Source organism: Streptomyces cyanogenus (genome assembly GCF_017526105.1).
In the GTDB taxonomy this organism is placed as follows: Bacteria; Actinomycetota; Actinomycetes; order Streptomycetales; family Streptomycetaceae; genus Streptomyces; species Streptomyces cyanogenus.
In genome coordinates this window covers 7,462,610-7,485,226 of record NZ_CP071839.1, presented here as the reverse complement: position 1 = coordinate 7,485,226, position 22,617 = coordinate 7,462,610, and the positions used below count along the sequence as shown (strand labels likewise).

Below are 22,617 nucleotides of genomic sequence, written 5' to 3'. Positions count from 1 at the left end.
ATGGCGGGCGGGCCGATCACCACGGAGGATGAGTACGCATCCCCGGTGGCAGTCTCCTGGTCCGCCGCGGGTCTGCGGAGGAGGCACGCCGTGGAACACCTGGGCACGGGCCGGTCCGGACCGGTGCGACTCTTACCGGCGGTGGTCGCGTGAGGATCCACCGCCGCGCGTCCGCCAACTCTCGCCTGCGGGCCCAGCGGACGCTGGCGAGGACCAACAGGTCGAAGGTGTCCCTGGCGTCGATCACGCTGGTACTGTTCGCGTCGGCCGGGCTGTTGGGCTGGTTCGGCATCCAGGACTTCGTCGGGGCGCTGACCTTCGCCGGTCGCATCACCGGCGCCGTGCTCATCGCCGTGGCGTTCACGACGCTGCTGGGCGCCGTCGCGGTCGCGGACCACTGGCTGTGGCACAGCTTCCGCTACTCCGGTCTCGTGGCACTGATCGGCACGTTCGCGGCCCTGCTGACCGACTTCCTCGTCCTGGCCGAGATCCTGAAGGACGGCGATTCGGCCTTCTTCAAGACCCTGTTCGGTGTCCTCACGGCGGGCTCGGCATGGGCCGTCTTCTCGGTGTTCCGCACATCGGTCGACATCCCCGCTCCCAAGCGGGTGGCCGCGACACTGATCGTCACCACGGTCATCGCCGTGGCGAACTTCGGCTACCAGAGCCTCTATCTGCCGTCCCAGCGCGAGGTCCGGCCCGTCATCAAGCTGGCGGTGGGAAAGTCGATGACGAGTCCGGATGGCACGGCGTTCTCCGTCCCGGTGGACATCACGATCGAGAACCGGAGCGACTCGGCCTTCTACGTTCTGGGCAGTGAGGTCCACGCCATGGCGGAAAAGGTGCCGGTCACCATGGAGGACCAGCATGAGCAGTGGCGGGCCGATGCCGAGCAGTGGGCGAAGTTCGAGGAAGTCAATCCGCTCTCACGCTGGGAGAAACACGAGCCCGGCGAGTTGGTGTCGGCACAGCCGTGGGTGCCCTTCGGAGGATGGATCTACGCCAACGACACGTTCTCCGCCCGGGTTGTCGTGCAACTTCCCATGAACACCAACTACGACCAGCTCGCGTTCTATGCCAGCGCGCACCTGACACGCAAGGACCGCGCTCGTGTGGAGCGCCTCGGCCTCCCGTCGTACAGCTGGCGTGGCGCCCCGGTGCCCTCATGGGTGACGAAGCACAAGGAGGTCGACGCCCTCGTCTACAAGAGCCGGGTCCACGAGAACAACGCGATCGACGAGACGACGAGGGAGCCCCGCTACCTGACCGTCTACTGGCGGTTCGGCCCCCATGGCGCCGACTTGGTGGAAGCCATCAGCACGGAGGACGGGACGAACGAACCCCAGGAAGCGGTGGAGGGCCGGTACGGCGTCCGGCTGGTCGAGACGGGCCCGGTCGAACGGCCCCTCGCGGACATCAAGATGCGACGCTGACCGGGACGGCCGCGCCGGGTGCCGGGGCGCGTCCGTCCAGCAGTCCCTCCAGCCACACCACCAGGGCGAGCGAGCCGTTCATACGGTCCCAGGAGCGGGAGTCGCCCATGCCCAGCCGAGCCTCCCGCACCGCCTGGCAGAGCGTGTCGATGTCGAACATCTCCGCGGTGAGCGGATGCCGTGCGGAGCGGCAGAGGTCGATCAGTTCGTCGCCGTGCGACCGCAGACCACGGACGTACGGCTCGTTGAAGGGAATCTTCGCCGTTCGGTCCCGTATCCCGGGCGGCAGGAGGTCGGCCATGGCCTCGCGCAGCAGCGCCTTCGGCCGGCCCGGGCGGAACGTGGCTTCGGCGGGGGCGCGGCGCATCGTCGCGACGACCTCCGGGTCGAGGAAGGGATGCGAGAGGAAGAATCCGTTCTGTCGCGCGCAGCGCCAGGACAGCGGGTCGGGCGCGGCGAGGTAGTTGGCCGCGTCGTAGAGCGACTGTTCCGGCGTGCGTCCGAACACGAAGCGGCTCTCCGCGGCGCCGGCCGCGCGGTAGCCGTGCGCCCGCGCGAATCCGCGTCGCAGCCAGGGCGGTCGGGTGAAGGGGCCCAGGCCCCCGAGGACCGTTCCGCGGTGGACGAGCCTGGCGACCCGTTCGGCTGCCAGCGGCAGCGCCGGCTCCACGACGTGGGTGCGGACGACGTCACGCACTCCTTGTCCGCTCGCCGCTGCCCGGATCCGTGCCTGACGTGTCATCTCCCTCAGCTGTCCGGACCGGGCCAGCGCGTGCAGCTGGAACGGGTTGGCGTCCACGACCGGCTCGGCTCCGCATCCGGTCAGGAGGGTGTCGCAGCCCAGCTCCGCCGCCGCGGCGTGCAGCCGGCTCCAGAAGGGGGCGCGGAAGGCGTGGGCATGGGGCTCGTCGGCGTCTCCGGCGTGGTGCAGGAAATCGTCGAAGTCGGCCACGTCGTCGGCGTCGACGATCACCGGACGGGCGCCGGGTGCCTGCCGGCGGACCGCCGCCATCGCCTCGTCGAGGTACGGCCGCTCCCCGGCCAGCTCTCCCCGGTCGAAGCGCCCGCCGAGCAGCACCAGGTCTCCGGTGCCGCCTGGTTCCACGGCGAGCAGGCGGGCGGCGAGCAACGCGACGCTGGTGGAGTCGGTGCCACCGGAGACATGGCAGGCGACCGTCCTGCCGAGGCGGCGCCCGACGGCGTGCTCCAGTGCGCGGCGCAGCTCCCGCGCGGGAGCGCATCCGTCCGCCACCGGTGCCGGCGGGTCGTCGGCGCGCCGGGTGCGGCCGCGCATCCACCCGGTGGCCGAGAGCGCCACCACCTCGCCGCCCAGGACCCGGTGCACCCCCGCGAACGGGCTCAGCTCCGTGTGCGGTTGCGCCAGGTTGCCGGTCGAGTACCGGCAGAAGTAGCGGGGTTCCAGCTCGGCGGCGCTGCCCAGGCCGCGCGCCGACGTGCTCACCGCGCTCACCCGGCCACCGGACTCCCTGAAGAACAACGGGATGCGTGCCTGCCGGTCCCGCATCAGCAGGACGCGGTCCCGGTACACGAGGACGGCCGCGAAGTCTCCGGCGGGCAGCGGCGGTTCACAGCCCGGGCGGGCGAAGGCGTCGAGGAGGGCGCGCGCACCGGCCAGGCGGTCGCGGACCGGGCCGGCCCAGCCGACGACCGCAGCGGTGCCGGCCGGGGACGACACCGTCGTCACCAGGCCCCGCCGGACCATGTCCCCGGCCGTCCAGAGCCGGGGCGCGCCCGTGGCGAACTCGACTCGGAGCGCTTCCACGTCGACGCCCTCAACCACCGATCGAGAGAACCGGTGTGAAGGAGTGCCCTCGCGGATCGGCGTCCGGGATGCACAGGCCGGCCGAGGTCGTCCAGGCGTGCAGGGCGAACGGGTGCTCGCGCACACCGACATGCAGGACGGCCTTGAAACCGCGCCGCCGCAGCAGGATGAACGCCGTGACGGCCTGGGCCTTGCAGTCGTCGTTGACGAACCAGCTGCTGCGGCCGTGTGCCTGGACCACTCGCTTCAGCCGTGCCACGTCCGCAGGGGAAGGGAGGTCCGTCCGGGCGTAGTCGGGGGCGAGGAGGGGCAGGAGGCGCAGGACGCGCCCGAAACCCAGCGTCCGGATCAGCAGGTGCCCGCCGCGCAGCCAGAGTCCGACCTCGGCGTCCGTGCACGCCTTGCGGCGGGCCGTGGCGCAGCCGGCTCGGACGAGACCGGTGAGGAGTTCCGCGCGTTCCTCGGAGTCCTGGTCGGCGAACGTGCGGACGTCCGCCGCCGTCATGCCGAGAAACCGCGTCCGCCGCCAGTCGGCGATGAGCGCCCCGCCGGAGAGCCTGGTGACCCGGCAGTGCGGCGAGAGGATCCGCGTCAGGGCCGCCAGGGCGTCGGTCTCCTGTGTCGCGCCGGTGTGCTGCGTGGCGCCGGTGTCCTGTGTCACCGCACAACCTCCCCTGCGCCGGTGCACGGTGTCAGGACTGATATCCGTGACCGTCGTAGTCGCCGCCGCTGAAACCCCGGATCAGGCGGCCGCCGCCGAGAAGAACAAGCCCACGCGGCATACGAAGCCGCAGCAGTCGGATCAACATCGCCTACCTCCAGAAAAGAGTGGCGCCGATCAACTCCAGGCTACTCTGCCCCGAACACCTCGCAACCGTGGTCCTCAACCGCCGGAGCAGGCCCAAGTCCCGCGCGCGCAGGCACAACGGAGTCGACGAGCCGTCCGTCCGCTCGACGTGTGGCCCGAGGTATCGGGTGGCACAAGCCCCGGAACATGATCGAGGGCCCCACCCCGCTGTGCGGGGCAGAGCCCTTTGACCTGCGACTACGGAGCGTTGCTCCCGTCGGGACGACAGGATTTGAACCTGCGACCCCTTGACCCCCAGTCAAGTGCGCTACCAAGCTGCGCCACGTCCCGTTGCCCTCACCCGCGGTGCCCCGCGTGATGGTGCGGACAGCACTTTACCCCACGCCGGGGGGTGTGCCGAAGAAGGCCCGGCGGGGCGGGGGGACAATCGGCGGTATGACGAACACGGGCGCATCGGACGCCAGGGACCGGGACACGACCGGGCGGGCCCGGAACGCGCGGCCCCGGGACGGACTGGGGCGCCCGCTGCCGTACGGCGCCGAAGGGGTTCCGCGGCAGCCGGAGGGGGTCGTGCGGACGCCGGAGGAGACCGTTGCCGAGGCGCAGGCGCTGCTGGCCCAGGGGCGGCCGTTCCACGCGCACGAGGTGTTCGAGGACGCCTGGAAGTCGGGCCCCGAGGACGAGCGCCCGCTGTGGCGGGGGCTCGCCCAGCTGGCGGTGGGTCTCACCCACGCGGCCCGCGGGAACGCCGTCGGCGGGGCGCGGCTGCTGCGGCGGGGCGCCGGCGCGGTCGAGGCGTGGGAGACCGGGCAGGGCGAGGACCGGCCGTACGGGCTGGATCTGCCGGGGCTCACCCGCTGGGCGCGGGAACTGGCCGCCCGGGTGGAGCACGGCGCTCCCCCGGTGGACCCACGAGCCGAGGCACCCCGGCTGGGCCCCTGACCCGGGCCCGGACACACCACACGCCGAGGCCCCCGCCCCGCCCGAGAACCCGGACGCAGCCGCACCCAGGGGCGGGGGTGCCGCGGCCGGCCCCTCGTCGGCCCAGGGGCGGTCCCAGCACCGAGACGGCGGCCCCGCAAGCCGCGACCCCGCACCGCACCCCGAACCGGGACATGCCTCGGTATGCGCCGAGGCGCCCCCACCGCACCCCCCGCCCCGGCATCGGACGCAGCATGTGCCCAGGCGGTGGAGGGGGGCTCCGGGGCGTGCGGCAGACTCGGGTCGTGCGAAAGATTCATGTCATCGGTATCGGCGCGGGCGACCCCGACCAGCTGACCCTGCAGGCGGTCAAGGCGCTGCGGAGCACGGACGTGTTCTTCCTGCTCGACAAGGGCGAGGTGAAGAGCGATCTGACCCAGCTCCGCCGGGACATCCTGGACGCGCACCTGCCCGAGGGGTCGTACCGGGTGGTGGAGGCCCGGGACCCGGAGCGGGACCGGAAGGCGGGCGGGGCGGCCTATTCGCCGGCCGTCGGGGACTGGCGCAGCGCCCGCGCCGGGATCTACGAGCGCCTGATCGGCGAGGAGCTGGACGAGGACGGCACCGGCGCCTTCCTGGTGTGGGGTGATCCGGCGCTGTACGACAGCACGCTGGCCATCCTGGAGGAGGTGCGCGAGCGGGGCGCGGTGGAGTTCGTGTACGACGTGGTGCCCGGCATCAGCAGTGTCTCCGCGCTGGTCGCCCGGCATCGCACGGGGCTGAACCGGGTCGCCCGGCCGGTGCAGATCACCACCGGGCGACGGCTGGCCGAGGGCTTCCCGGAGGGGGTGGACGACGTGGTCGTGATGCTGGACGCGCACCAGGCCTTCCGGCGGTACGCCGACGAGGACATGGACATCTACTGGGGCGCCTACATCGGCACGCCGGACGAGATCCTCGTCTCCGGTCCGATCGCCGAGGCCGGTCCGCGCATCGAGCGGCTGCGGGCGGAGGCCCGGGAGCGCAAGGGCTGGATCATGGACACGTACCTGCTGCGCCGGCATTCCGCGCAGGACGGCCAGGCAGGGGGCTGACCGGCGCGGGACGGCCTCGGCGACCGCCGGGGCCAGGGTCCGGCAGGGCACGGGGACCACGGGACCCGCAGGGCACGGTGACCGCGAGACCCACACGGCAACCGCCACACCCACGGGGCGGCAGGGCGCGGCCGCCCCGACGGCCCGGGCGCTGTCGGCGCGCGGGCACAGGGGTGAGCGTGCGCGGTCGTACCCGTGCGGGCGCCGGTCGGGTCGCTACGGTCGGTCCATGGAATCCATGGCGTCCGTGCGTGCCGTCCTGATCGACATCGACGGGGTCCTCACCGTGTCCTGGAAGCCGCTGCCCGGCGCGGTGGCGGCGCTGCGCGCGCTCCGCGCGGCCGGGCTCGGCGTGGCCCTGGTGACCAACACGACCTCCCGGACCCGGGCGTCGATCGCCGAGACGCTGGCGGACGCCGGTTTCGCCGTGGACGCCGAGGACGTGCTGACCGCGCCGGCCGTCACCGCCGCCCATCTCGCCGAGCACTTCCCGGGCGCCCGCTGCGCGCTGCTGAACAGCGGGGACATCGCCGCGGACCTGGGGGACGTCACGCTCGTCGAGGAGGGTGCCGACGTGGTCGTGATCGGCGGCGCCGGGCCCGGGTTCGACTACGCGGCGCTGAACCGGGCGTTCGGCGAGCTGCAGCGGGGCGCGCGGCTGGTCGCCATGCACCGCAACCTGTACTGGCGGACCGACGCGGGGCTGCAGCTGGACTCGGGTGCCTTCCTGCTCGGTCTGGAGCAGGCGGCGCGCGTGACGGCGGAGGTCACGGGCAAGCCGTCCCGGGCGTTCTTCGAGGCGGCGCTGGCCCGGCTGGGGGTGGGCGCCGAGCAGGCGCTGATGGTCGGCGACGACATCGAGTCGGACGTGCTGGCGGCGCAGCGGGCCGGGCTGACGGGGGTGCTGGTGAAGACGGGCAAGTACCAGCCGGCAACGCACGAGCAGGCCGGCGGAACCCCGGACCACGTCCTGGACTCCTTCGCGGACGTTCCGGAGCTGCTGGGGCTACCGCAGTAGCAGTTGCAGGCCGCCTACGACCGTCGCCGCGATCACGAGTTGTTCGAAGAGTCGCTGGTTGATCCGGTTCACAGCCCACTTGCCGAACAACGCGCCGGGCACGACGAACACCACGAGCGCGGCGTCGAGGAGCAGCGAGCGCCCGTCGATCAGCCCCAGACCCGCGCTGAACGGCACCTTCGACACGTTCACGATGAGGAAGAAGAAGGCGGAGGTGCCAAGGAAGCCGAGCTTCCGGAAGCCGGCGGACAGCAGGTACATCGACATCACCGGTCCGCCCGCATTGGCGACCATCGTCGTGAACCCGCCGAGCACCCCGTACGCGCGCGCCTTCACCCGGCCCGCCCGGGTCGTCACCGCGTCCGGCTCCCGCGGGGCCTCCGCGGCCCGCCGGCGCCACACCGTCACCCCGGCCATCAGCAGCAGGATCGCGCCGATCGAGGTCCGTACGATCCCGTCGTCGGCCCACACCAGGAACAGCGTGCCGGCCACCACGCCCGCCGCGACGGCCGGGAACAGCCGCCACAGCGTGGGCCAGTGCGCGTGCCGCCGGTAGGTGAGCACGGCGAGCACGTCGCCGGCGATCAGCACGGGCAGCAGCACGCCCGTCGAGGCGCGGGCGGGCAGGACCGCGGCGAAGACCGCGAGGCTGACCGTGTTGGCCCCGCTGACCGCGGTCTTGGAGAAGCCGACGAGCAGGGCCGCGAAGGCGAGCGCCGCGAACCCCCAGCCGGACGTGTGCCAGAGCGTCATCGTGTTCATGGAGGAACCGATGCTATGCACATGCATGGGTGTGTCGTAAGGAGCGTCTCGCCGTTCGGTCCCGTGCGACGGCTAGGGCGTACCGCCTAACGGCTCGCGTACCGCGTCCGCAGCTCCCGCTTGAGCACCTTCATGCTCGGCCCGAGCGGCAGTCCGTCGGTGACCTCCACGCGCCGCGGGTACTTGTGCCGGCCGAGGTGCTCCTTGGACCACTCGGTGAGCGCGGCGGCGTCGGGGGCGCTGCCCGGCGCCGGGACGACGACGGCGCACACCTCCTCGCCGTGCAGGTCGTCGGGCAGGCCGATGACGGCGACCTGGGCGACCTCCGGGTGGCGCATCAGGACCTCCTCGACCTCCCTCGGGTAGACGTTGTAGCCGCCGCGGATGATGACGTCCTTCTTGCGGTCGACGATCCGCAGGAATCCCTCGTCGTCCTTGGTGCCGAGGTCGCCGGTGCGGAACCAGCCGTCCACCACGGCCTCGGCGGTGGCCTCGGGGCGGCCGAGGTAGCCGGAGAAGACGTTGTGGCCGCGGATGACGACCTCGCCCAGCTCGCCGGGCGGCAGCAGCTCGATCCGGTCCTCCAGCTCGGCGCGGGCGATCTCCACGTCGACGCCCCACAGCGGGTGGCCGATGGTGCCGGGCTTCGTGCCGAACACCGGCTGGTTGACGGTGGCGGTGGGCGAGGTCTCCGACAGCCCGTACCCCTCGTAGATCTCCGTCGCGAACGCGGCCTCGAACCGCTCCAGCACGGCGACCGGCAGCGAGGCCCCGCCGGAGATGCACACCCGCAGTGCGGGGAGCCGATCGGCGTTGGCGGCGGCCGCCGCGAGGGCGACGAACATGGTCGGCACGCCGTGGAAGGTGTTCACGCCCTCGCGCACCATCAGCTCGATGGCCCGGGCCGCGTCGAAGCGGGGCAGCAGCACGAGCGTGCAGCCGGCCCGCCAGGTGGAGTTGAGCGACACCGTCTGGCCGAAGGCGTGGAACAGCGGCAGCGCGCCGAGCGCGATGTCGTCGGCGCGGATGTCGTTGGCGTCGAAGGCGTTGACGGTCGCGTTCATCACCAGGTTGAAGTGGCTGAGGACGGCGCCCTTCGGGACACCGGTGGTGCCGCTGGTGTAGAAGACGACGGCGGGGTCGTCGGCGACCCGGGTGACGTACGAGCCGAGGGGCTCGGCGTCGGCCGCGAGCTTCTCGAACTCGCCGCCGAGGGTGACCACTCGGACGCCCGTGGCGCGTGCGGCGGCCGTGCCGGTCTCCGCCTGCGCCGGGTGCACCAGCAGCAGCGTGGCCCCGCTGTCCCGCAGGACGTGTTCGACCTCGCCGGCCGACAGCAGCAGGTGCACGGGCACGATGACACCGCCTGCCGCCGCGATCGCGTAGTAGGCCTGCGGGAACTCGGCGGTGTTGGGCGCCATGAGGGCGACCCGGTCGCCGGGCCGTACGCCGAGGCCGGTGAGCGCGCCGGCCTGTGCCAGCGCCCGCTGCCACACCTCGGCGAAGGTGAGCCGCAGGTCGCCTTCGACGAGGGCGGTCTTGCCGGGGCGGCGCCGGGCGTTCTCGGCGAGGATCGCGGCGACGGACAGGGTTGCCATGGAGTGGTGCTCCGTTTCCTTGCTGCGGCTCTTTGCAACGGATCCCCTTGCGGGGAGCCCCCCGTGGAGGGAGCGTCAGTGCCTCTCGACCAGCACCGCGCTGCCCTGCCCCACGCCCACGCACATGGTCGCGAGCCCGCGCTCCGCGCCCGTGCGCCGCATCCGGTGCAGCAGGGTGGTGAGGATGCGGGCGCCGGAGCAGCCCAGGGGGTGGCCGAGGGCGATGGCGCCTCCGGTGGGGTTGACCAGCTCCGGGTCGATGCCCAGCTGGTCGACGCAGGCGAGGGCCTGCGCGGCGAACGCCTCGTTGAACTCGGCCTCCTGGAGGTCGCCGGTCTCCCAGCCGGCCCGGGCCAGCACCTTGCGGGTGGCGGGGACCGGGCCGAGGCCCATCACGTCGGGGTGGACGCCGGCGGAGGCGCCCGCGACATAGCGGCCGAGGGACTCCAGGCCCAGTTCGTTCAGTGCCTCTTCGCTGACCAGCAGGAGGCCGGCCGCGCCGTCGTTCATCGGCGAGGCGTTCCCGGCCGTCACGGTGCCGTCCGCGCGGAAGACCGGCTTGAGGCGGGAGAGCTTCTCCAGGGAGGTGTCCTCGCGGACGCACTCGTCCTGCTCGACCACGATGCCGTCGGGGCGCTCGACGGGGAGCAGTTCGTCGTCGAAGTGGCCGTTCTTCCGTGCGGCCGCGGCGAGTTGGTGGCTGCGCAGGGCGAACTCGTCCTGCCGGGCACGGGAGACGCCGTACCGCTCGGCGACCTCCTCGGCGGTCTCGCCCATGGAGAGCAGGCCGTGCAGCTCCTTCATGGCGGGGTTGACCAGCCGCCAGCCGAGCCGGGTGTCGTGGGTCTCGATGCGCTGCGGCAGGGCCTCGTCGGGGCGGGGCAGGACGAACGGGGCGCGGCTCATCGACTCCGAGCCGCCGGCGATGACGATGTCGGCCTCGCCGGCGGCGATGGTGCGGGCGGCGGCGGTGACCGCCTCCAGTCCGGAGGCGCACAGCCGGTTGACGGTGGCGCCGGGCACGGAGTCGGGCAGTCCGGCGAGCAGGACGGCCATCCGGGCGACGTTGCGGTTGTCCTCGCCGGCCTGGTTGGCGGCACCCCAGTAGACGTCGTCGATGCGGGCCGGGTCGAGCGCGGGCACGTCCGCCACCAGGTGGCGGATCACCGTGGCGGCCAGATCGTCGGGGCGGACGGAGGAGAGTGCTCCGCGCAGCTTGCCGATGGGGGTGCGGCGGGCGGCCGCGAAGTGGACGGGACGCACGGCTGGGGCTCCTGCCTACGACACTGTGGACACGGACCTGCACAGCACCAGTTAATTAGCACTGCTAGTTTTCGACTATAGACCTCCGACCGCCCCGCTGGGAAGATCCCCCAGGACCTTCACCGAGGCACCTGGAGGAGAGATGCCCCACGTCCGCGAGCACACCCTCGACGGCACCCACGGCACCCTCGCCGTACACGAGTGGCCACACCCGGCCCCCCGCCGCCTGGCGCTCCTGGTGCACGGCTACGGCGAGCACGCCGGCCGGTACGCGGAGCTGGCGCGGGTGCTCACCGGGCACGGCACCGCGGTGTACGCACCCGACCACGCCGGCCACGGCCGTTCGGCCGGCGAGCGGGTCCTCGTCGAGGACTTCGAGGACGTGGTCACGGACGTGCACGCGGTGGCGGAACTGGCCCGCGCCGCCCACCCCGGCCTGCCGCTCGTCATGGTCGGCCACTCCATGGGCGGACTGATCGCGGCCCGCTACGCCCAGCGGTACGGCGACGAGCTGAGCGCGCTCGTCCTGTCCGGCCCGGTGATCGGCACCTGGGAGCTGCCCGGGCGGCTGCTGGCCCTCGACGAGATCCCGGACCTGCCGATCAGCCCGGCCGCGCTCTCCCGGGACCCCTCCGTGGGCGCCGCGTACGCCGCGGATCCGCTGGTCTGGCACGGGCCCATGAAGCGGCCGACGCTGGAGGCGTTCGCACGGACCCTGGAAACCATCGCCCGGGGCGGTGACGTCGGCCGGCTGCCGCTGCTGTGGCTGCACGGGGACGACGACCGGCTGGTGCCGCTGCCCGGCAGCCGGACCGGGGTCGAGCGACTGAGCGGCGGCCGGCCGACCGAGCGGATCTACCCGGGGGCGCGGCACGAGGTCTTCAACGAGACCTGCAAGGAGGACGTCTTCGCCGAGCTGCTGGGCTTCCTGGACCGGGTACTGCCCCGCTGATCAGCCGGTTTGCTCCCCCGTGCAGCGGGCACCCGCTCCCGCGGACATGACCGTGCACAGCTCACGAAAGGGGACGTGACCGCATGACCGTGGTCAGGAGCACGCTGCCCGAGGAGGCGCTCGGCGTCACCGGGACCGCCCTGCAGGAGACCCTGGTCGACCTGCTGGGCCTGTCGCTGATCGGCAAGCAGGCGCACTGGAACGTGGTCGGACCCCGGTTCCGGTCGATCCACCTCCAGCTGGACGAGGTGGTCGCCGCGGCCCGGGACCACTCGGACACCGTGGCGGAGCGGGCCGCCGCGCTGGGCGTGCCGCCGGACGGCCGGCCGGAGACCATCGCCGCGACCCTCGCGCTGCCCGGCGCCAAGGACGGCTGGCTGCGCGACACCGAGGCCGTCGAGCTGATGGTGTCGGCGCTGGAGACGGCCATCGGCCGGCTGCGCGAGCGGATCGAGGCGACCGAGAAGGCCGACCCGGTCACCCAGGACCTGCTGATCTCGGTCACGGCCGACCTGGAGAAGCAGCGCTGGATGTTCGAGGCCGAGAACCACCCGCGCTGACGACCACGCCGAGTAACAGGCACTACTCCCGCACGGAAGGGGGAGACCCATGGCCGACGCCCTGGAGATCGAGGCGCTGTGGGAGGACTTCCACCGCGTGGTGAACATGACCTCGGCGGAACTCGCGGCCTGGCTGAGGGTCCGGGACGCCGACGAGGACACCGAACCACTGCCGGAGGAGGCGGGCACGCCCACCGGGCAGCACGTCCTGGCCATCCTGCAGAAGCGCCGTACCGACCTCACCGACGACGACGTCCGGGTCATGCACAAGGTCGTCGACACGGTCGATGACCTGGTCGACATGGAGAACGAGCCCGAGCCGGAGAACACGCCGGAGGACACCCGGCGCAGGCACCGGCTGATGACGCTCGGCCACGACCCGCTCAAGCCCTGACCGGAGCCGGACCATGGACCGGGACGAACGGGTCGTGCGCGAGCTGGTGTCCGAGTACGGGCGGACGTACGCCGAGGAGGCCGGCATCCGCCTGAAGGACACCCCGCAGCCGCTGTACCGGCTGCTCGTGCTCTCCCTGCTGCTCAGCGCCCGGATCCGGGCCTCCGTCGCGGTGGCCGCCGCCCGGGCGCTGCACGAGGACCACCTGGACAGCCCCCGCCGGATGGCCGAGGCCGACTGGCAGCAGCGGGTGGACGCGCTCGGCCGGGGCGGCTACCGCCGGTACGACGAGCGCACCGCCACCCAGCTCGGCGACGGCGCCGAGCTGCTGGCCGAGCGCTGGGGCGGCGACCTGCGCCGGCTGCACCGGGAGGCGGACGGCGACACCGGCGAGTTGAAGCGGCTGCTCCAGCAGGAGCCGGGCATCGGGCCGGCCGGCGCCGACATCTTCCTGCGGGAGGCGCAGCGGGTGTGGCCGGACGTCGCGCCCTACCTGGACGGCAAGGCGCTGTCCGGGGCCGGGCGGCTCGGCCTGCCGAAGGACCCGGCGAAGCTGACCGAGCTGGCCGGGGACACCGAACCGGCCGTCCTGGCCGCCGCGTTGGTCCGGGCGGCCCTCGACAAGCAGGTGGCCGAAGACTGTCTGCGCCGCGCCGCATGATCGTGTCAGACTTCTCCCCGCACGTCCCGGACCGACCGCACCGGGACCGGACGGGTGGAGGAGCAGCGCGTGACGGGGACCGGCCCGCGGATCCAGGACATCATCGACACGACCCGGCCGCATCCGGCCCGGGTGTACGACTGGTTCCTCGGCGGCAAGGACAACTACCCGGTCGACGAGGAACTGGGCCGGCAGATCGCGGCGATCGACGCGGGCGCCCCGAAGGCCGCCCGCGCCAACCGGGCGTTCATGCACCGGACCACCCGGGCACTGGCCGCGGAGCAGGGCATCCGCCAGTTCCTGGACATCGGCACCGGCATACCGACCGAGCCGAACCTGCACCAGGTCGCCCAGTCGGTGGCCCCGGACGCCCGCGTGGTCTACGTCGACAACGACCCCATCGTGCTGGCCCACGCCGGCGCCCTGCTGCGCGGCACCCCCGAGGGCGTGACGGAGTACGTCCAGGCCGACGCCCGCGATCCGCGGAGCATCCTGGAACAGGCCGCCCGCGTCCTGGACCTCGACCGCCCGGTGGCCCTCTCCCTCATCGCCCTGCTGCACTTCGTCGCCGACGAGGACGGCGCCCACGACCTGGTGGACACCCTGGTCGGCGCGCTGGCACCGGGCAGCTGCCTGGTGCTGTCCATGATGACCGCCGACTTCGAACCCGAGAACGTCCGGAAGGGCATAGCGGCCTACGCGGCGGGCGGGGTCACCCTGGTCGCCCGCTCACACGCCGAAGTGGGCACCTTCTTCGAGGGACTTCGGCTGCTGGAGCCGGGGATCGTCTCCGTCGCCCAGTGGCGGTCCGAGGACACACCCGACATGCCGATCTCGCTGTACGGCGGGGTGGCGCTCAAGCCCTGATCCGGGCTACAGGCCGAGCACGCGGGCCACGGTCCGCAGCACGCCCTCGTCGTTGTTGGACGGGGCCAGGTGGCGGGCCCTGCGGATCACCTCGGGGTGGGCGCCCGCCATGGCGAAGGACCACTCGGCGGCGTCGAGCATCTCCAGGTCGTTCAGGTAGTCACCGAAGACCATGGTCTGTTCGGGGGTGACGCCGAGCGCCCGCTGGAGACCGCGCAGGGCGGTGCCCTTGTTGGCGGTGCGGTTCATCACGTCGACCCAGTGCTCGCCGGAGACCACGACCTGGTGGGTGCCGGCGAACTCCGCGAGGGCCGGGGCGGTGCTGTGCTCGGCGGAGCCGAAGTCGAACAGGGCGACCTTGATCACATCGTCGTCGACGGCGGTGACGTCCTCGACGATCCGGTGCTCGACGTAGTAGGTGCGCACCTCCGCGAGGAACGCCTCGTCGGTCCGCTCCACGTACGCGGCCCGCTTGCCGCAGACCACGGCGCCGACGTCCGCGCCGTCCGCGACCAGCCGCCGTACCGTCCGGACGATCCGGGCGGCCACCGACCGGTCGAGCGGGTCGGAACTGAGTTCCACGCCGTCGCGGACCACGTAGGTGCCGTTCTCCGCTATGAACACCATGCCCTCGGCGACCTGCGCGAACTGCCGGTGCAGGGTCGCGTACTGGCGGCCGCTCGCCGGGCTGAACAGCACCCCGCGGCGGCGCAGTTCGGCGAGCATCGGCCACAGGCCTTCGGGAATCCGCTTGGCGTCGTCGAGCAGCGTGCCGTCCATGTCGGTGACGATCAGCCTGATGTCGGCGGGACCGGCGGGCGGTCCGGAGGTGTCCAGGAGGGAGGCGGGCGTGGCGGGCATGTCCTGCTTCCGGTCGGGGGCGGGGATACCGGTCCAGTGTTCCTCATGCGCCCCGCGTGCCCGGAACCGCCCACGGTGCCCGGTTGCCGGGACAGCGCGATCGGCGGGCGGCACAATGACGGCGGACGACCGCACGCGAGAAGGGCGGATACGTGAGCGAGGGCCACTCCCCGGCGGCCGGTCCGGCACGGCCGGACACCGGCGTGGCGCACGAGGCACGGGACCGGACCCGTCACGTGCGCGGTGCCGGGCGGCAGTCGCGCCGTCCTCACCCGTCCGGGCCCCGCGACCCGCGGCCCGGAGGCGGGCGGCGGGGGCGACGTGGCCCCCACCGGGTCCGGGACGCCCAGGCGGCCCCGCCGGTCACCGCGGGCGGCCGCAGCGGGACCGCCAGGTTCCCGGCCGGGCCGGGCCTGGTGCCCTGCCCCCGGTGGCGCGCCGAGCCGGCGTCCGCCGCCCCGGTGCCGCGGTGCGACGCGCTCGCGGTGGCACCGTGACCCCGGGCGCGCGCGCCGGCGGGCCCGCCGAGGAGGACGTATGACGACTTTCGCCGACCCCGTACCCGGCGGCCGTCCCGGCGACCTGCGCCGGGTCGCCGCCCTCACCGCCGACCTGTCCGCGCGGGGCGTCCGCGGCATCGTGCTGGGCTACGTCGACACCGCGGGCATCGGCCGGGTCAAGACGATCCCCACCGCGCGGCTGGAGGCGGCCGTGTCCTCGGGGGTCGGCATGTCCCCGGTGTTCGACACCTTCCTCGCCCACGACTCGATCGTCACCACCGACGTGCTCGGCTCCCCCGACGGCGACCTCCGGCTCTACCCGGACCTCGACGAGCTGGTGGCGCTGGCCGGGCAGCCCGGGTGGGCCTGGGCGCCGGTGGACCGGATCACCCAGGAGGGCGCCCGGCACCCCGGCTGTTCCCGGACCTTTCTGCGCCGGATCGTCACCGACGCCGCCGAACGGCACGGCCTCGCCTTCAAGGCGGCGATCGAGATCGAGTGGTCCGTCGGACTCGGCTCGGCACCCGCCGGGGAGTTCGTACCGGCGGTCTCCGGGCCGGCGTACGGCGCGACCCGGCAGATCGAGCTGAGCGACTACACCGCCGATCTGCTGGCCGCGTGCGCCGCGCAGAACGTGGACGTCGACCAGCTGCACCCCGAGTACGCACCCGGGCAGTTCGAGATCTCCGTGGGCGCGCGGGACCCCGTGGCCGCGGCCGACCGCAGCGTGCTGGTCCGCCAGACGATCCGGGCGGTGGCGCAGCGGCACGGCCTGCGGGTGTCGTTCGCGCCCGCGGTGTCCGCCGAGGGCGTCGGCAACGGCGGCCACCTGCACCTGTCCTGCTGGCGCGACGGGGTGAACCTGCACGCGGGCGGCGAGGGCAGGTACGGCATGACGGCCGAGGCGGAGTCCTTCGCGGCCGGTGTCCTCGCCCGCCTGCCGGCGCTGACGGCGGTGACCGCCCCGAGCCCGGCCAGCTATCTGCGGCTGAAGCCCTCCCAGTGGGCCGGTGTCTTCACCGCCTGGGGCCGCGAGACCCGCGAGGCCGCACTGCGGATGATCACGGGCACGGCCGGCCGCCACGACCAGGACGCCAACATGGAGGTCAAACCCGTCGACCTGGCCGCCAACCCGTACCTCGCCCTCGGCTGTGTGATCGCGGCCGGACTCGACGGCGTCACGGCGGCCCGCACGCTGCCCGACGAGATCACCGGCGACCCGGCCCGCTACGGCCCCGACGAGGCGGCGGCCCTGGGCGTACGGCGGCTGCCGCAGTCGCTGTCCGAGGCCGTCGAGGAGTTCCGCGCGGACCCGGTGCTGCGGGCCGCGCTGGGCCCGGTCCTCGCCGACGCGGTGACCGCCGTACGGCTCGGCGAGGCGGCGGCCGTCGACGGGCTCGGCCCCGACCGGGTCGCGGCGGCCTACCGCTGGACGTACTGACCATGGCGGCCCCCGGACCGGTCCACGAGGCGCTCGCCGCGCTTCCCCTGGTGGACCACCACTGCCACGGCGCGGTCACGGCCGACCTGAGCGCCGCGGAGTTCGAGTCGCTGCTCACCGAGGGCGCGGCCTGGCCCGGCGTCTCCCCCTTCGACAGCCCCGCCGGCGTGGCCGTCCGCCGCCACTGCGCTCCCCTGCTGGACCTCCCCCGGCACGCGCCGCCCGCCGACTACGTGGCCCGGCGCGCGGAGCTGGGCTGGCAGGAGGTCAACCGCCGCTTCCTGACGGCGTCCGGCGCCGGGGTGTTCTGCGTGGACACCGGCTACGCCCCGCACCCGCTCACCTCCCCCGCGGAACTGGCCGCCGCGTCCGGCGCCGCCGCCTGCGAGGTCGTGCGGCTGGAGCGGGTCGCCGAGTCGGTGGCCGCGCGGGGAGTGGAGGCGGGCGGGTACGCGGCCGCGTTCCGGGCCGCCGCCGAGGAGGCCGTACGCCGGCCGGGCGTGGTGGCGGTGAAGTCGGTGGCGGCGTACCGGACGGGATTCGCACTGGACCCGGAGCGTCCGGCCGCGGCCGAGGTGGCACGGGCGGCCGGGCGCTGGCTGGCGCGCGGCGGGCGCCTCGACGATCCGGTCCTGGTACGGCACCTGCTGTGGACCGCCGTCGAACTGGGGCTGCCGCTGCAACTGCACACCGGCTTCGGCGACGCCGACGTACGGCTGCACCGTGCCGATCCCGCGCTGCTGACCGACTGGCTGCACCGGACCGCCGGCACGGTCCCGGTGCTGCTGCTGCACTGCTGGCCGTACCACCGTCAGGCCGCCTATCTCGCCGCGGTGTTCGAGCAGGTGTACCTGGACGTGGGTCTCGCCCTCCACCACACCGGCCCCGCCCGCTGCCGGGCGGTGCTGGAGGAGGCGCTGGAGATCACCCCGTTCCGCAAACTGCTGTACAGCTCCGACGCCTACGGTGTGGCCGAGTTCCACCACCTGGGTGCGCTGTGCTTCCGGCAGGGCCTCGCCGATCTGCTGCAGGAACGCGTGGACACCGACGAGTTGAGCCTCGCCGACGCCCTGCGGATCGCGGACTGGACGGGCCGCGACAACGCCCGCCGGCTGTACGGACCGCCCGTATCCGAACCGGCCCGCCCTTCCGGCGGGCGCCCCACCCGGAAAGTATGATCAAGCAATGTCTGACATGACCGAAACCACGCCCGGCTGGCTGACCACGGACGAGCTGGAAATGGCCAGGGCCCGGATGCCGATCCTGTACGTCGAGGCCGTGCCCGTGCGCGTGGACGACAGCGGTGAAGTCGTCAGCATCGGGCTGCTGCTGCGCATCGGCCCGGACGGCACCGTCAGCCGGACCCTGGTCTCCGGCCGCGTCCTGCACCACGAGCGGGTCCGCGACGCGCTGCTGCGCCACCTGGAGAAGGACCTCGGGCCGGTCGCCCTGCCCCGCGTCCCCGCCTCGCTCCAGCCGTTCACGGTCGCCGAGTACTTCCCGACCGCCGGCGTCACGCCGTACCACGACCCGCGCCAGCACGCGGTCTCCCTCGCCTACATCGTGCCGGTGACCGGGGACTGCCGGCCCCGCCAGGACGCACTGGACCTCGTCTGGTTCAGTCCCCAGGAAGCCGCCTCCCCGGCCGTGCAGAGCGAGATGCCGGGCGGCCACGGGGTGCTGCTGAAGCAGGCCCTGGCCCATGTGGGCCTGACGTTCTGACGGTCCTTCGGGGGGCGGCCGGCGCGGGGCGGGGGCGGGGGGGCCGGGCACGCGGCGCCCCACGGCGGTCGCCGGACGCCGTGTGCCCGGGCCCGCGCACACGGCACGGCCGCCACGCGCCTGCCGGAACTCGACGCGGCCACGGCGCCTTCCTCGCCGCTCCCCCGGTCCGGCCGTGCCGGCTCGCACCGGAGTGCGGGGGTCGTCGCCCTGCGGAAGAATGAACGCATACCCCGTTCCTGCAGGACTCGGTTCGATATCCGTCGACGCCGGAGGAGTCCGCCATGGGACAGCACACAACCGAGCCGAGACCGACGGTCGCCGGGGTGGCCGCCACCGGACCGGGCCGGAAGCAGGACGGTTTCGAGTACGTCCAGATGTTCCTGGAGCGGCACGGGTACCTCCCCGCACGCTCCTACGAACCGGGGCGCCTCGACCCCGTCACCTCGCTGGCGCTGGCCCGCTTCCAGGAGCACAGCGCCCTCACGCCGACCGGGGCGTTCGACACCCCGACCCGCGAGGAGATGCTGAAGCCCCGCTGCGGGATCGTGTTCGGCGACACCGCACGCGCTTCGGGCAGCCCCATCTTCGACCCGCTCGGCAGCCAGTGCTCCTGGGACAAGAACCACCTCACCTACGCGTTCGACGCGGGGACGGCACAGATCCCGGGTGACAACGAGTTCACCGCCGTACGGGCCGCGTTCGACACCTGGCAGGCACTCCTCCCCCTGACGTTCACCGAGGTGTCCTCCGGGGCGGACCCCGACATCCTGATCAGCTGGGTTCCCGCGCACGATCCCGACTATCCCGACATGGTGGGCAGCACGCACGCGCATTCCGGGCCGCCGCCGGGCTGTGCCAACCCCGCCGTCCTGCCCCGGCCGCTCCACTTCGACGACGAGGAGCACAAGTGGCGTATCGGGGCCGAGTTCGGCTGCCTCGACGTGCAGAGCGTCGCCCTGCACGAGGTCGGGCATCTCATCGGCCTGCGGCACGCGGCCGGTGTGGGCATGCAGCACGACGTCATGTGGCCCACGTTCGACACCAACATGCTCAGGCGGGTTCCGACGGCGAACGACAACAGCCGGGCCCGGAGCCTCTACTGGCAGCAGATCGACGGCAACCCGGCCACCGCTCAGCTCGCCGCCTCGGGAAACCGGCTCTACCAGCGGCACAACACGGGCGCGATCTTCGAGTACACCGGGACGCCCATGATCGGCTGGATGGTGCTGGACGCGAACCCCGCGACGATCCAGATCGTCGCCGACGGCGGCGAGCTGTACCAGCTGCACAGCACGGGCGCGATCTTCCGGTACACCGGCACGCCCCTGGTCGGCTGGGAGCAGCTGGACGCCAACACGGCCACGGTGCAGCTCACCGCGTCAGGAGGTCACCTCTACCAGCGGCACAGCTCCGGCGCCGTCTACCGGTACACCGGCACGCCCATGAGCGGGTGGGAGCTGCTGGACAGCAACCCCTTCGCGGCGCAGATCGTGGCCGACGGCGACCGGCTGTACCAGCGGCACAGCACGGGTGCGATCTTCCGGTTCACCGGAACGCCGCTGACCGGCTGGGAGCTCCTCGAGTTCGCGGGCAGCGGCGCCACGCGGATCGACGCCGCCGGCGGGGTCATGTACCAGTTCCGGCTGGCCGACGGACAGATCCGCCGGCACCTGGGAGGGGTCTCCTGGGAGACGGTCGACACCGACCTGCGGGCCCTGGAGATCAGCGTCTCCTCGGGGAACGTGTACCAGCTCCTAGACACGGGCGAGATCTTCCGCTACCCGCCGGGCGGCGGGGTGGAACAGATGGCCCACCGGCGCCTGCCGGGCCGCCCGGTTCCGGTCCTGATCGCGAGTTCCGGCACGCAGCTGTACCACGTGCGTGGCAACGGAGAGCTGATGCGGTATCACCGGTAGCACACGAACACGGGCTCGGACCCCCGGGAAACCAGTGAGAGGCTGTTCCGGATTCCTCCGAAACAGCCTCTGACCTGCTTGTTCAGCAAGTCGGGACGACAGGATTTGAACCTGCGACCCCTTGACCCCCAGTCAAGTGCGCTACCAAGCTGCGCCACGTCCCGATGCCGTTTGACCTGGGGTTTCCCCGGTCGCAACGTGCAGGGAAACAATACCGCACTCGGATCGGTGGTCGCGCGCCCCTTTCCGTGTTGACCTCGAGTTTGGTTGAGGTTGCACGATCATCGGCATGACGACCGCAGCGGAACAGAGCCGCACGTACGGCTACGACGACCTGCCCCGGCTGATGGGCATGATGACCGGCGACGAGAAGCACGGCCCGGCGGCCACCTCCACCCTCGACGTGCTGTGGGTGCTCTACGACCGGGTGCTCCGGGTCACTCCCGAGCGGCGGGAGGATCCGGACCGGGACCGGTTCCTGCTGAGCAAGGGGCACGGGCCCATGGCGTACTACGCGGTGCTCGCCGCGAAGGGGTTCGTGCCGGTGGACTGGCTGCCGGGGTTCGGGGCGTACGACTCCCCGCTCGGGCACCACCCGGACCGGGTGCTGGTGCCGGGGGCCGAGATCGGCAGCGGATCGCTCGGGCACGGGCTGCCGATCGCCGTGGGCACCGCGCTGGGCCTGCGGGCGCAGGGCCGGCGCGACCCGGCGGTGTGGGTGCTGATCGGGGACGCCGAGCTGGACGAGGGCAGCAACCACGAGGCGATCGCCTTCGCCGGACCGGCCGGACTGGAGCGGCTGCACACCGTCGTGATCGACAACTCCTCCGCGAGCCACGCGCTGCCCGGCGGGATCGCCGCCCGGTTCGAGGCGGCGGGCTGGTCCGCGGTGACCGTGGACGGACGCGACCACGAGGCGCTGTACGCCGCGTTCACCACGCCGCACCCGGGCCGGCCGCACGTGGTCGTGGCCCGTGTCGAACCGAAGAACGCCTGACCCCCTCCCCTCTGCGAAGCCTTCCGAAAGGGCACACCTCCATGGACACCATGCGTGACCGTCTGGCCCCCGTCGTCTCCCGGCTGCTGGACGAGGATCCGCGGGTCGCGGTCGTCCTCGCCGAGATCGGCCGGGACGGGTTCGGCGAGGCCGGGCGCCGGCACCCCGACCGGGTGATCAACGTCGGCATCCGCGAGCAGCTGCTGGTCGGCGCGGCGGCGGGGCTCGCGCTCACCGGGCTGCGGCCGGTCGTGCACACCTTCGCCAGCTTCCTCGTGGAGCGGCCGTTCGAACAGCTCAAGCTGGACCTGGGGCACCAGGACGCGGGCGCGGTGCTGGTCAGCGCCGCCGCCTCCTTCGACTGGCCGGCCGGCGGCTTCACGCACATGGCCCCGGGGGATGTGGCCCTCCTCGACACGCTGGACGGCTGGACCGTGCATGTGCCCGGGCATCCGGACGAGGCCGAGACGCTGCTGCGGCACGCGGTCGCCGCGGGGGACGACAAGGTGTACGTGCGCCTGTCCGTGCAGTCCAACCGGCAGGGCCGGGCGGTGGACGGGCAGCACTTCCGCCCCGTCCGCGAGGGCCGCTCCGGTGTGGTCGTCGCCGTCGGACCGGTGCTGGACGCGGTCCTCGCCGCCACGGAGGGCCTGGACGTGACCGTGCTGTACGCGACGACCGTACGGCCCTTCGACGCGGCCGGGCTGCGCCGGGCGACGCAGGCGGCGGGTACGGACGTCGTGCTGGTCGAGCCGTACCTGGCGGGGACGTCGACGGCCACGGTGAGCGAGGCGCTGGCCGATGTGCCGCACCGGGTGCTCGGCCTCGGCGTCGGCCGCCGCGAGCTGCGCCGCTACGGCACGATCGAGGAGCACGTGGCCGCACACGGGCTGGACGCGGCGAGCCTGCGGGAGCGGATCGGCCGGTTCGTGGACGCCGGGCGGCTGACGGCGGGGCGCGGGTGAGCCTGACGGCTCGATCGGCGGCGGGGCCGAGTGAGCCCGGCGGCTCGATGGGCGGGGGCGCGGGTGAGCCTGACGGCTCGACGCGCGGGGGCGCGGAT

General features: G+C 73.1%; 21 protein-coding genes and 2 tRNA genes. 15 read left to right on the top strand and 8 right to left on the bottom strand.

Annotation, left to right across the window (positions count from 1 at the left end):
- Window positions 1–149: 149 nt before the first annotated feature.
- Entirely contained in the window at window positions 150–1,433 is a 1,284-nt protein-coding gene (locus tag S1361_RS33570; protein WP_243769391.1) for a hypothetical protein, read from the top strand.
- On the opposite strand, the gene S1361_RS33565 is transcribed toward S1361_RS33570, so the two are convergent.
- The 3 genes from S1361_RS33565 to S1361_RS33555 form a co-directional block, all read right to left on the bottom strand.
- The gene (locus S1361_RS33565; protein WP_243769390.1) at window positions 1,417–3,216 is read right to left on the bottom strand and encodes an asparagine synthase-related protein; all 1,800 of its coding nucleotides are present in this window, start codon (window positions 3,214–3,216) and stop codon (window positions 1,417–1,419) included. The genes S1361_RS33570 and S1361_RS33565 overlap by 17 nt on opposite strands.
- Before the next feature lie 10 nt (window positions 3,217–3,226).
- Entirely contained in the window at window positions 3,227–3,877 is a 651-nt protein-coding gene (locus S1361_RS33560; protein ID WP_208035628.1) for a lasso peptide biosynthesis B2 protein, read from the bottom strand.
- 403 nt (window positions 3,878–4,280) lie between these two features.
- A tRNA-Pro gene (locus S1361_RS33555) sits at window positions 4,281–4,354 on the bottom strand.
- A gap of 105 nt (window positions 4,355–4,459) precedes the next feature.
- Between S1361_RS33555 and S1361_RS33550 the strand changes: the two genes are divergently transcribed.
- The 3 genes from S1361_RS33550 to S1361_RS33540 all read left to right on the top strand — a co-directional run bounded on the left by S1361_RS33550 (window position 4,460) and on the right by S1361_RS33540 (window position 7,057).
- On the top strand, window positions 4,460–4,966 hold the full coding sequence (locus S1361_RS33550; RefSeq protein ID WP_208035627.1) for a DUF309 domain-containing protein: 507 nt from the start codon (window positions 4,460–4,462) through the stop codon (window positions 4,964–4,966).
- Window positions 4,967–5,250: 284 nt separating this feature from the next.
- A complete protein-coding gene (gene cobF / locus S1361_RS33545; protein ID WP_208035626.1) occupies window positions 5,251–6,039 on the top strand; it encodes a precorrin-6A synthase (deacetylating) in 789 nt (262 codons plus the stop codon).
- Between the two features lie 238 nt (window positions 6,040–6,277).
- Window positions 6,278–7,057 carry an HAD-IIA family hydrolase gene (locus S1361_RS33540; protein ID WP_208036882.1) on the top strand — a complete coding sequence of 260 codons (780 nt, stop codon included), beginning with the start codon at window positions 6,278–6,280 and terminating at the stop codon, window positions 7,055–7,057.
- Here the strand turns inward: S1361_RS33540 and S1361_RS33535 are convergent.
- From S1361_RS33535 to S1361_RS33525, 3 genes are all read right to left on the bottom strand, one after another.
- Window positions 7,046–7,819: a sulfite exporter TauE/SafE family protein gene (locus tag S1361_RS33535; protein ID WP_208035625.1), complete on the bottom strand. Its 774-nt coding sequence runs from the start codon at window positions 7,817–7,819 to the stop codon at window positions 7,046–7,048. The genes S1361_RS33540 and S1361_RS33535 overlap by 12 nt on opposite strands.
- Window positions 7,820–7,905: 86 nt before the next feature.
- Window positions 7,906–9,417: a long-chain-fatty-acid--CoA ligase gene (locus tag S1361_RS33530; RefSeq protein WP_208035624.1), complete on the bottom strand. Its 1,512-nt coding sequence runs from the start codon at window positions 9,415–9,417 to the stop codon at window positions 7,906–7,908.
- Window positions 9,418–9,492: 75 nt separating this feature from the next.
- Window positions 9,493–10,680: a thiolase family protein gene (locus tag S1361_RS33525; RefSeq protein ID WP_208035623.1), complete on the bottom strand. Its 1,188-nt coding sequence runs from the start codon at window positions 10,678–10,680 to the stop codon at window positions 9,493–9,495.
- Window positions 10,681–10,822: 142 nt separating this feature from the next.
- Between S1361_RS33525 and S1361_RS33520 the strand changes: the two genes are divergently transcribed.
- The 5 genes from S1361_RS33520 (at window position 10,823) to S1361_RS33500 (ending at window position 14,114) form a co-directional block, all read left to right on the top strand.
- On the top strand, window positions 10,823–11,632 hold the full coding sequence (locus S1361_RS33520) for an alpha/beta hydrolase (RefSeq protein WP_208035622.1): 810 nt from the start codon (window positions 10,823–10,825) through the stop codon (window positions 11,630–11,632).
- Between the two features lie 83 nt (window positions 11,633–11,715).
- Entirely contained in the window at window positions 11,716–12,192 is a 477-nt protein-coding gene (locus S1361_RS33515) for a Dps family protein (protein ID WP_208035621.1), read from the top strand.
- Between the two features lie 49 nt (window positions 12,193–12,241).
- Window positions 12,242–12,586, top strand: coding sequence for a DUF3140 domain-containing protein (locus S1361_RS33510; protein ID WP_208035620.1), 345 nt, complete (start codon window positions 12,242–12,244; stop codon window positions 12,584–12,586).
- A gap of 13 nt (window positions 12,587–12,599) precedes the next feature.
- Window positions 12,600–13,247 carry an HhH-GDP family DNA glycosylase gene (locus S1361_RS33505; protein ID WP_208035619.1) on the top strand — a complete coding sequence of 216 codons (648 nt, stop codon included), beginning with the start codon at window positions 12,600–12,602 and terminating at the stop codon, window positions 13,245–13,247.
- Window positions 13,248–13,316: 69 nt separating this feature from the next.
- A complete protein-coding gene (locus S1361_RS33500; RefSeq protein WP_208035618.1) occupies window positions 13,317–14,114 on the top strand; it encodes an SAM-dependent methyltransferase in 798 nt (265 codons plus the stop codon).
- Between the two features lie 6 nt (window positions 14,115–14,120).
- On the opposite strand, the gene S1361_RS33495 is transcribed toward S1361_RS33500, so the two are convergent.
- A complete protein-coding gene (locus S1361_RS33495; protein WP_208035617.1) occupies window positions 14,121–14,975 on the bottom strand; it encodes a Cof-type HAD-IIB family hydrolase in 855 nt (284 codons plus the stop codon).
- A gap of 537 nt (window positions 14,976–15,512) precedes the next feature.
- Between S1361_RS33495 and S1361_RS33490 the strand changes: the two genes are divergently transcribed.
- From S1361_RS33490 to S1361_RS33475, 4 genes are all read left to right on the top strand, one after another.
- The gene (locus S1361_RS33490; RefSeq protein WP_208035616.1) at window positions 15,513–16,916 is read left to right on the top strand and encodes a glutamine synthetase family protein; all 1,404 of its coding nucleotides are present in this window, start codon (window positions 15,513–15,515) and stop codon (window positions 16,914–16,916) included.
- Window positions 16,917–16,918: 2 nt separating this feature from the next.
- Entirely contained in the window at window positions 16,919–18,094 is a 1,176-nt protein-coding gene (locus S1361_RS33485; RefSeq protein WP_208035615.1) for an amidohydrolase family protein, read from the top strand.
- 16 nt (window positions 18,095–18,110) lie between these two features.
- Window positions 18,111–18,638 (top strand): NUDIX hydrolase family protein, encoded by a 528-nt coding sequence (locus S1361_RS33480; RefSeq protein WP_208036881.1) that lies wholly within the window; start codon window positions 18,111–18,113, stop codon window positions 18,636–18,638.
- 284 nt (window positions 18,639–18,922) lie between these two features.
- Window positions 18,923–20,557: a matrixin family metalloprotease gene (locus S1361_RS33475; protein WP_208035614.1), complete on the top strand. Its 1,635-nt coding sequence runs from the start codon at window positions 18,923–18,925 to the stop codon at window positions 20,555–20,557.
- 90 nt (window positions 20,558–20,647) lie between these two features.
- Here S1361_RS33475 and S1361_RS33470 read toward each other — a convergent pair.
- Window positions 20,648–20,721, bottom strand: a tRNA-Pro gene (locus S1361_RS33470).
- 125 nt (window positions 20,722–20,846) lie between these two features.
- Between S1361_RS33470 and S1361_RS33465 the strand changes: the two genes are divergently transcribed.
- The gene (locus S1361_RS33465; protein WP_208035613.1) at window positions 20,847–21,554 is read left to right on the top strand and encodes a thiamine pyrophosphate-dependent enzyme; all 708 of its coding nucleotides are present in this window, start codon (window positions 20,847–20,849) and stop codon (window positions 21,552–21,554) included.
- Window positions 21,555–21,595: 41 nt separating this feature from the next.
- Window positions 21,596–22,519: a transketolase family protein gene (locus tag S1361_RS33460; RefSeq protein WP_208035612.1), complete on the top strand. Its 924-nt coding sequence runs from the start codon at window positions 21,596–21,598 to the stop codon at window positions 22,517–22,519.
- Window positions 22,520–22,617: the final 98 nt, after the last annotated feature.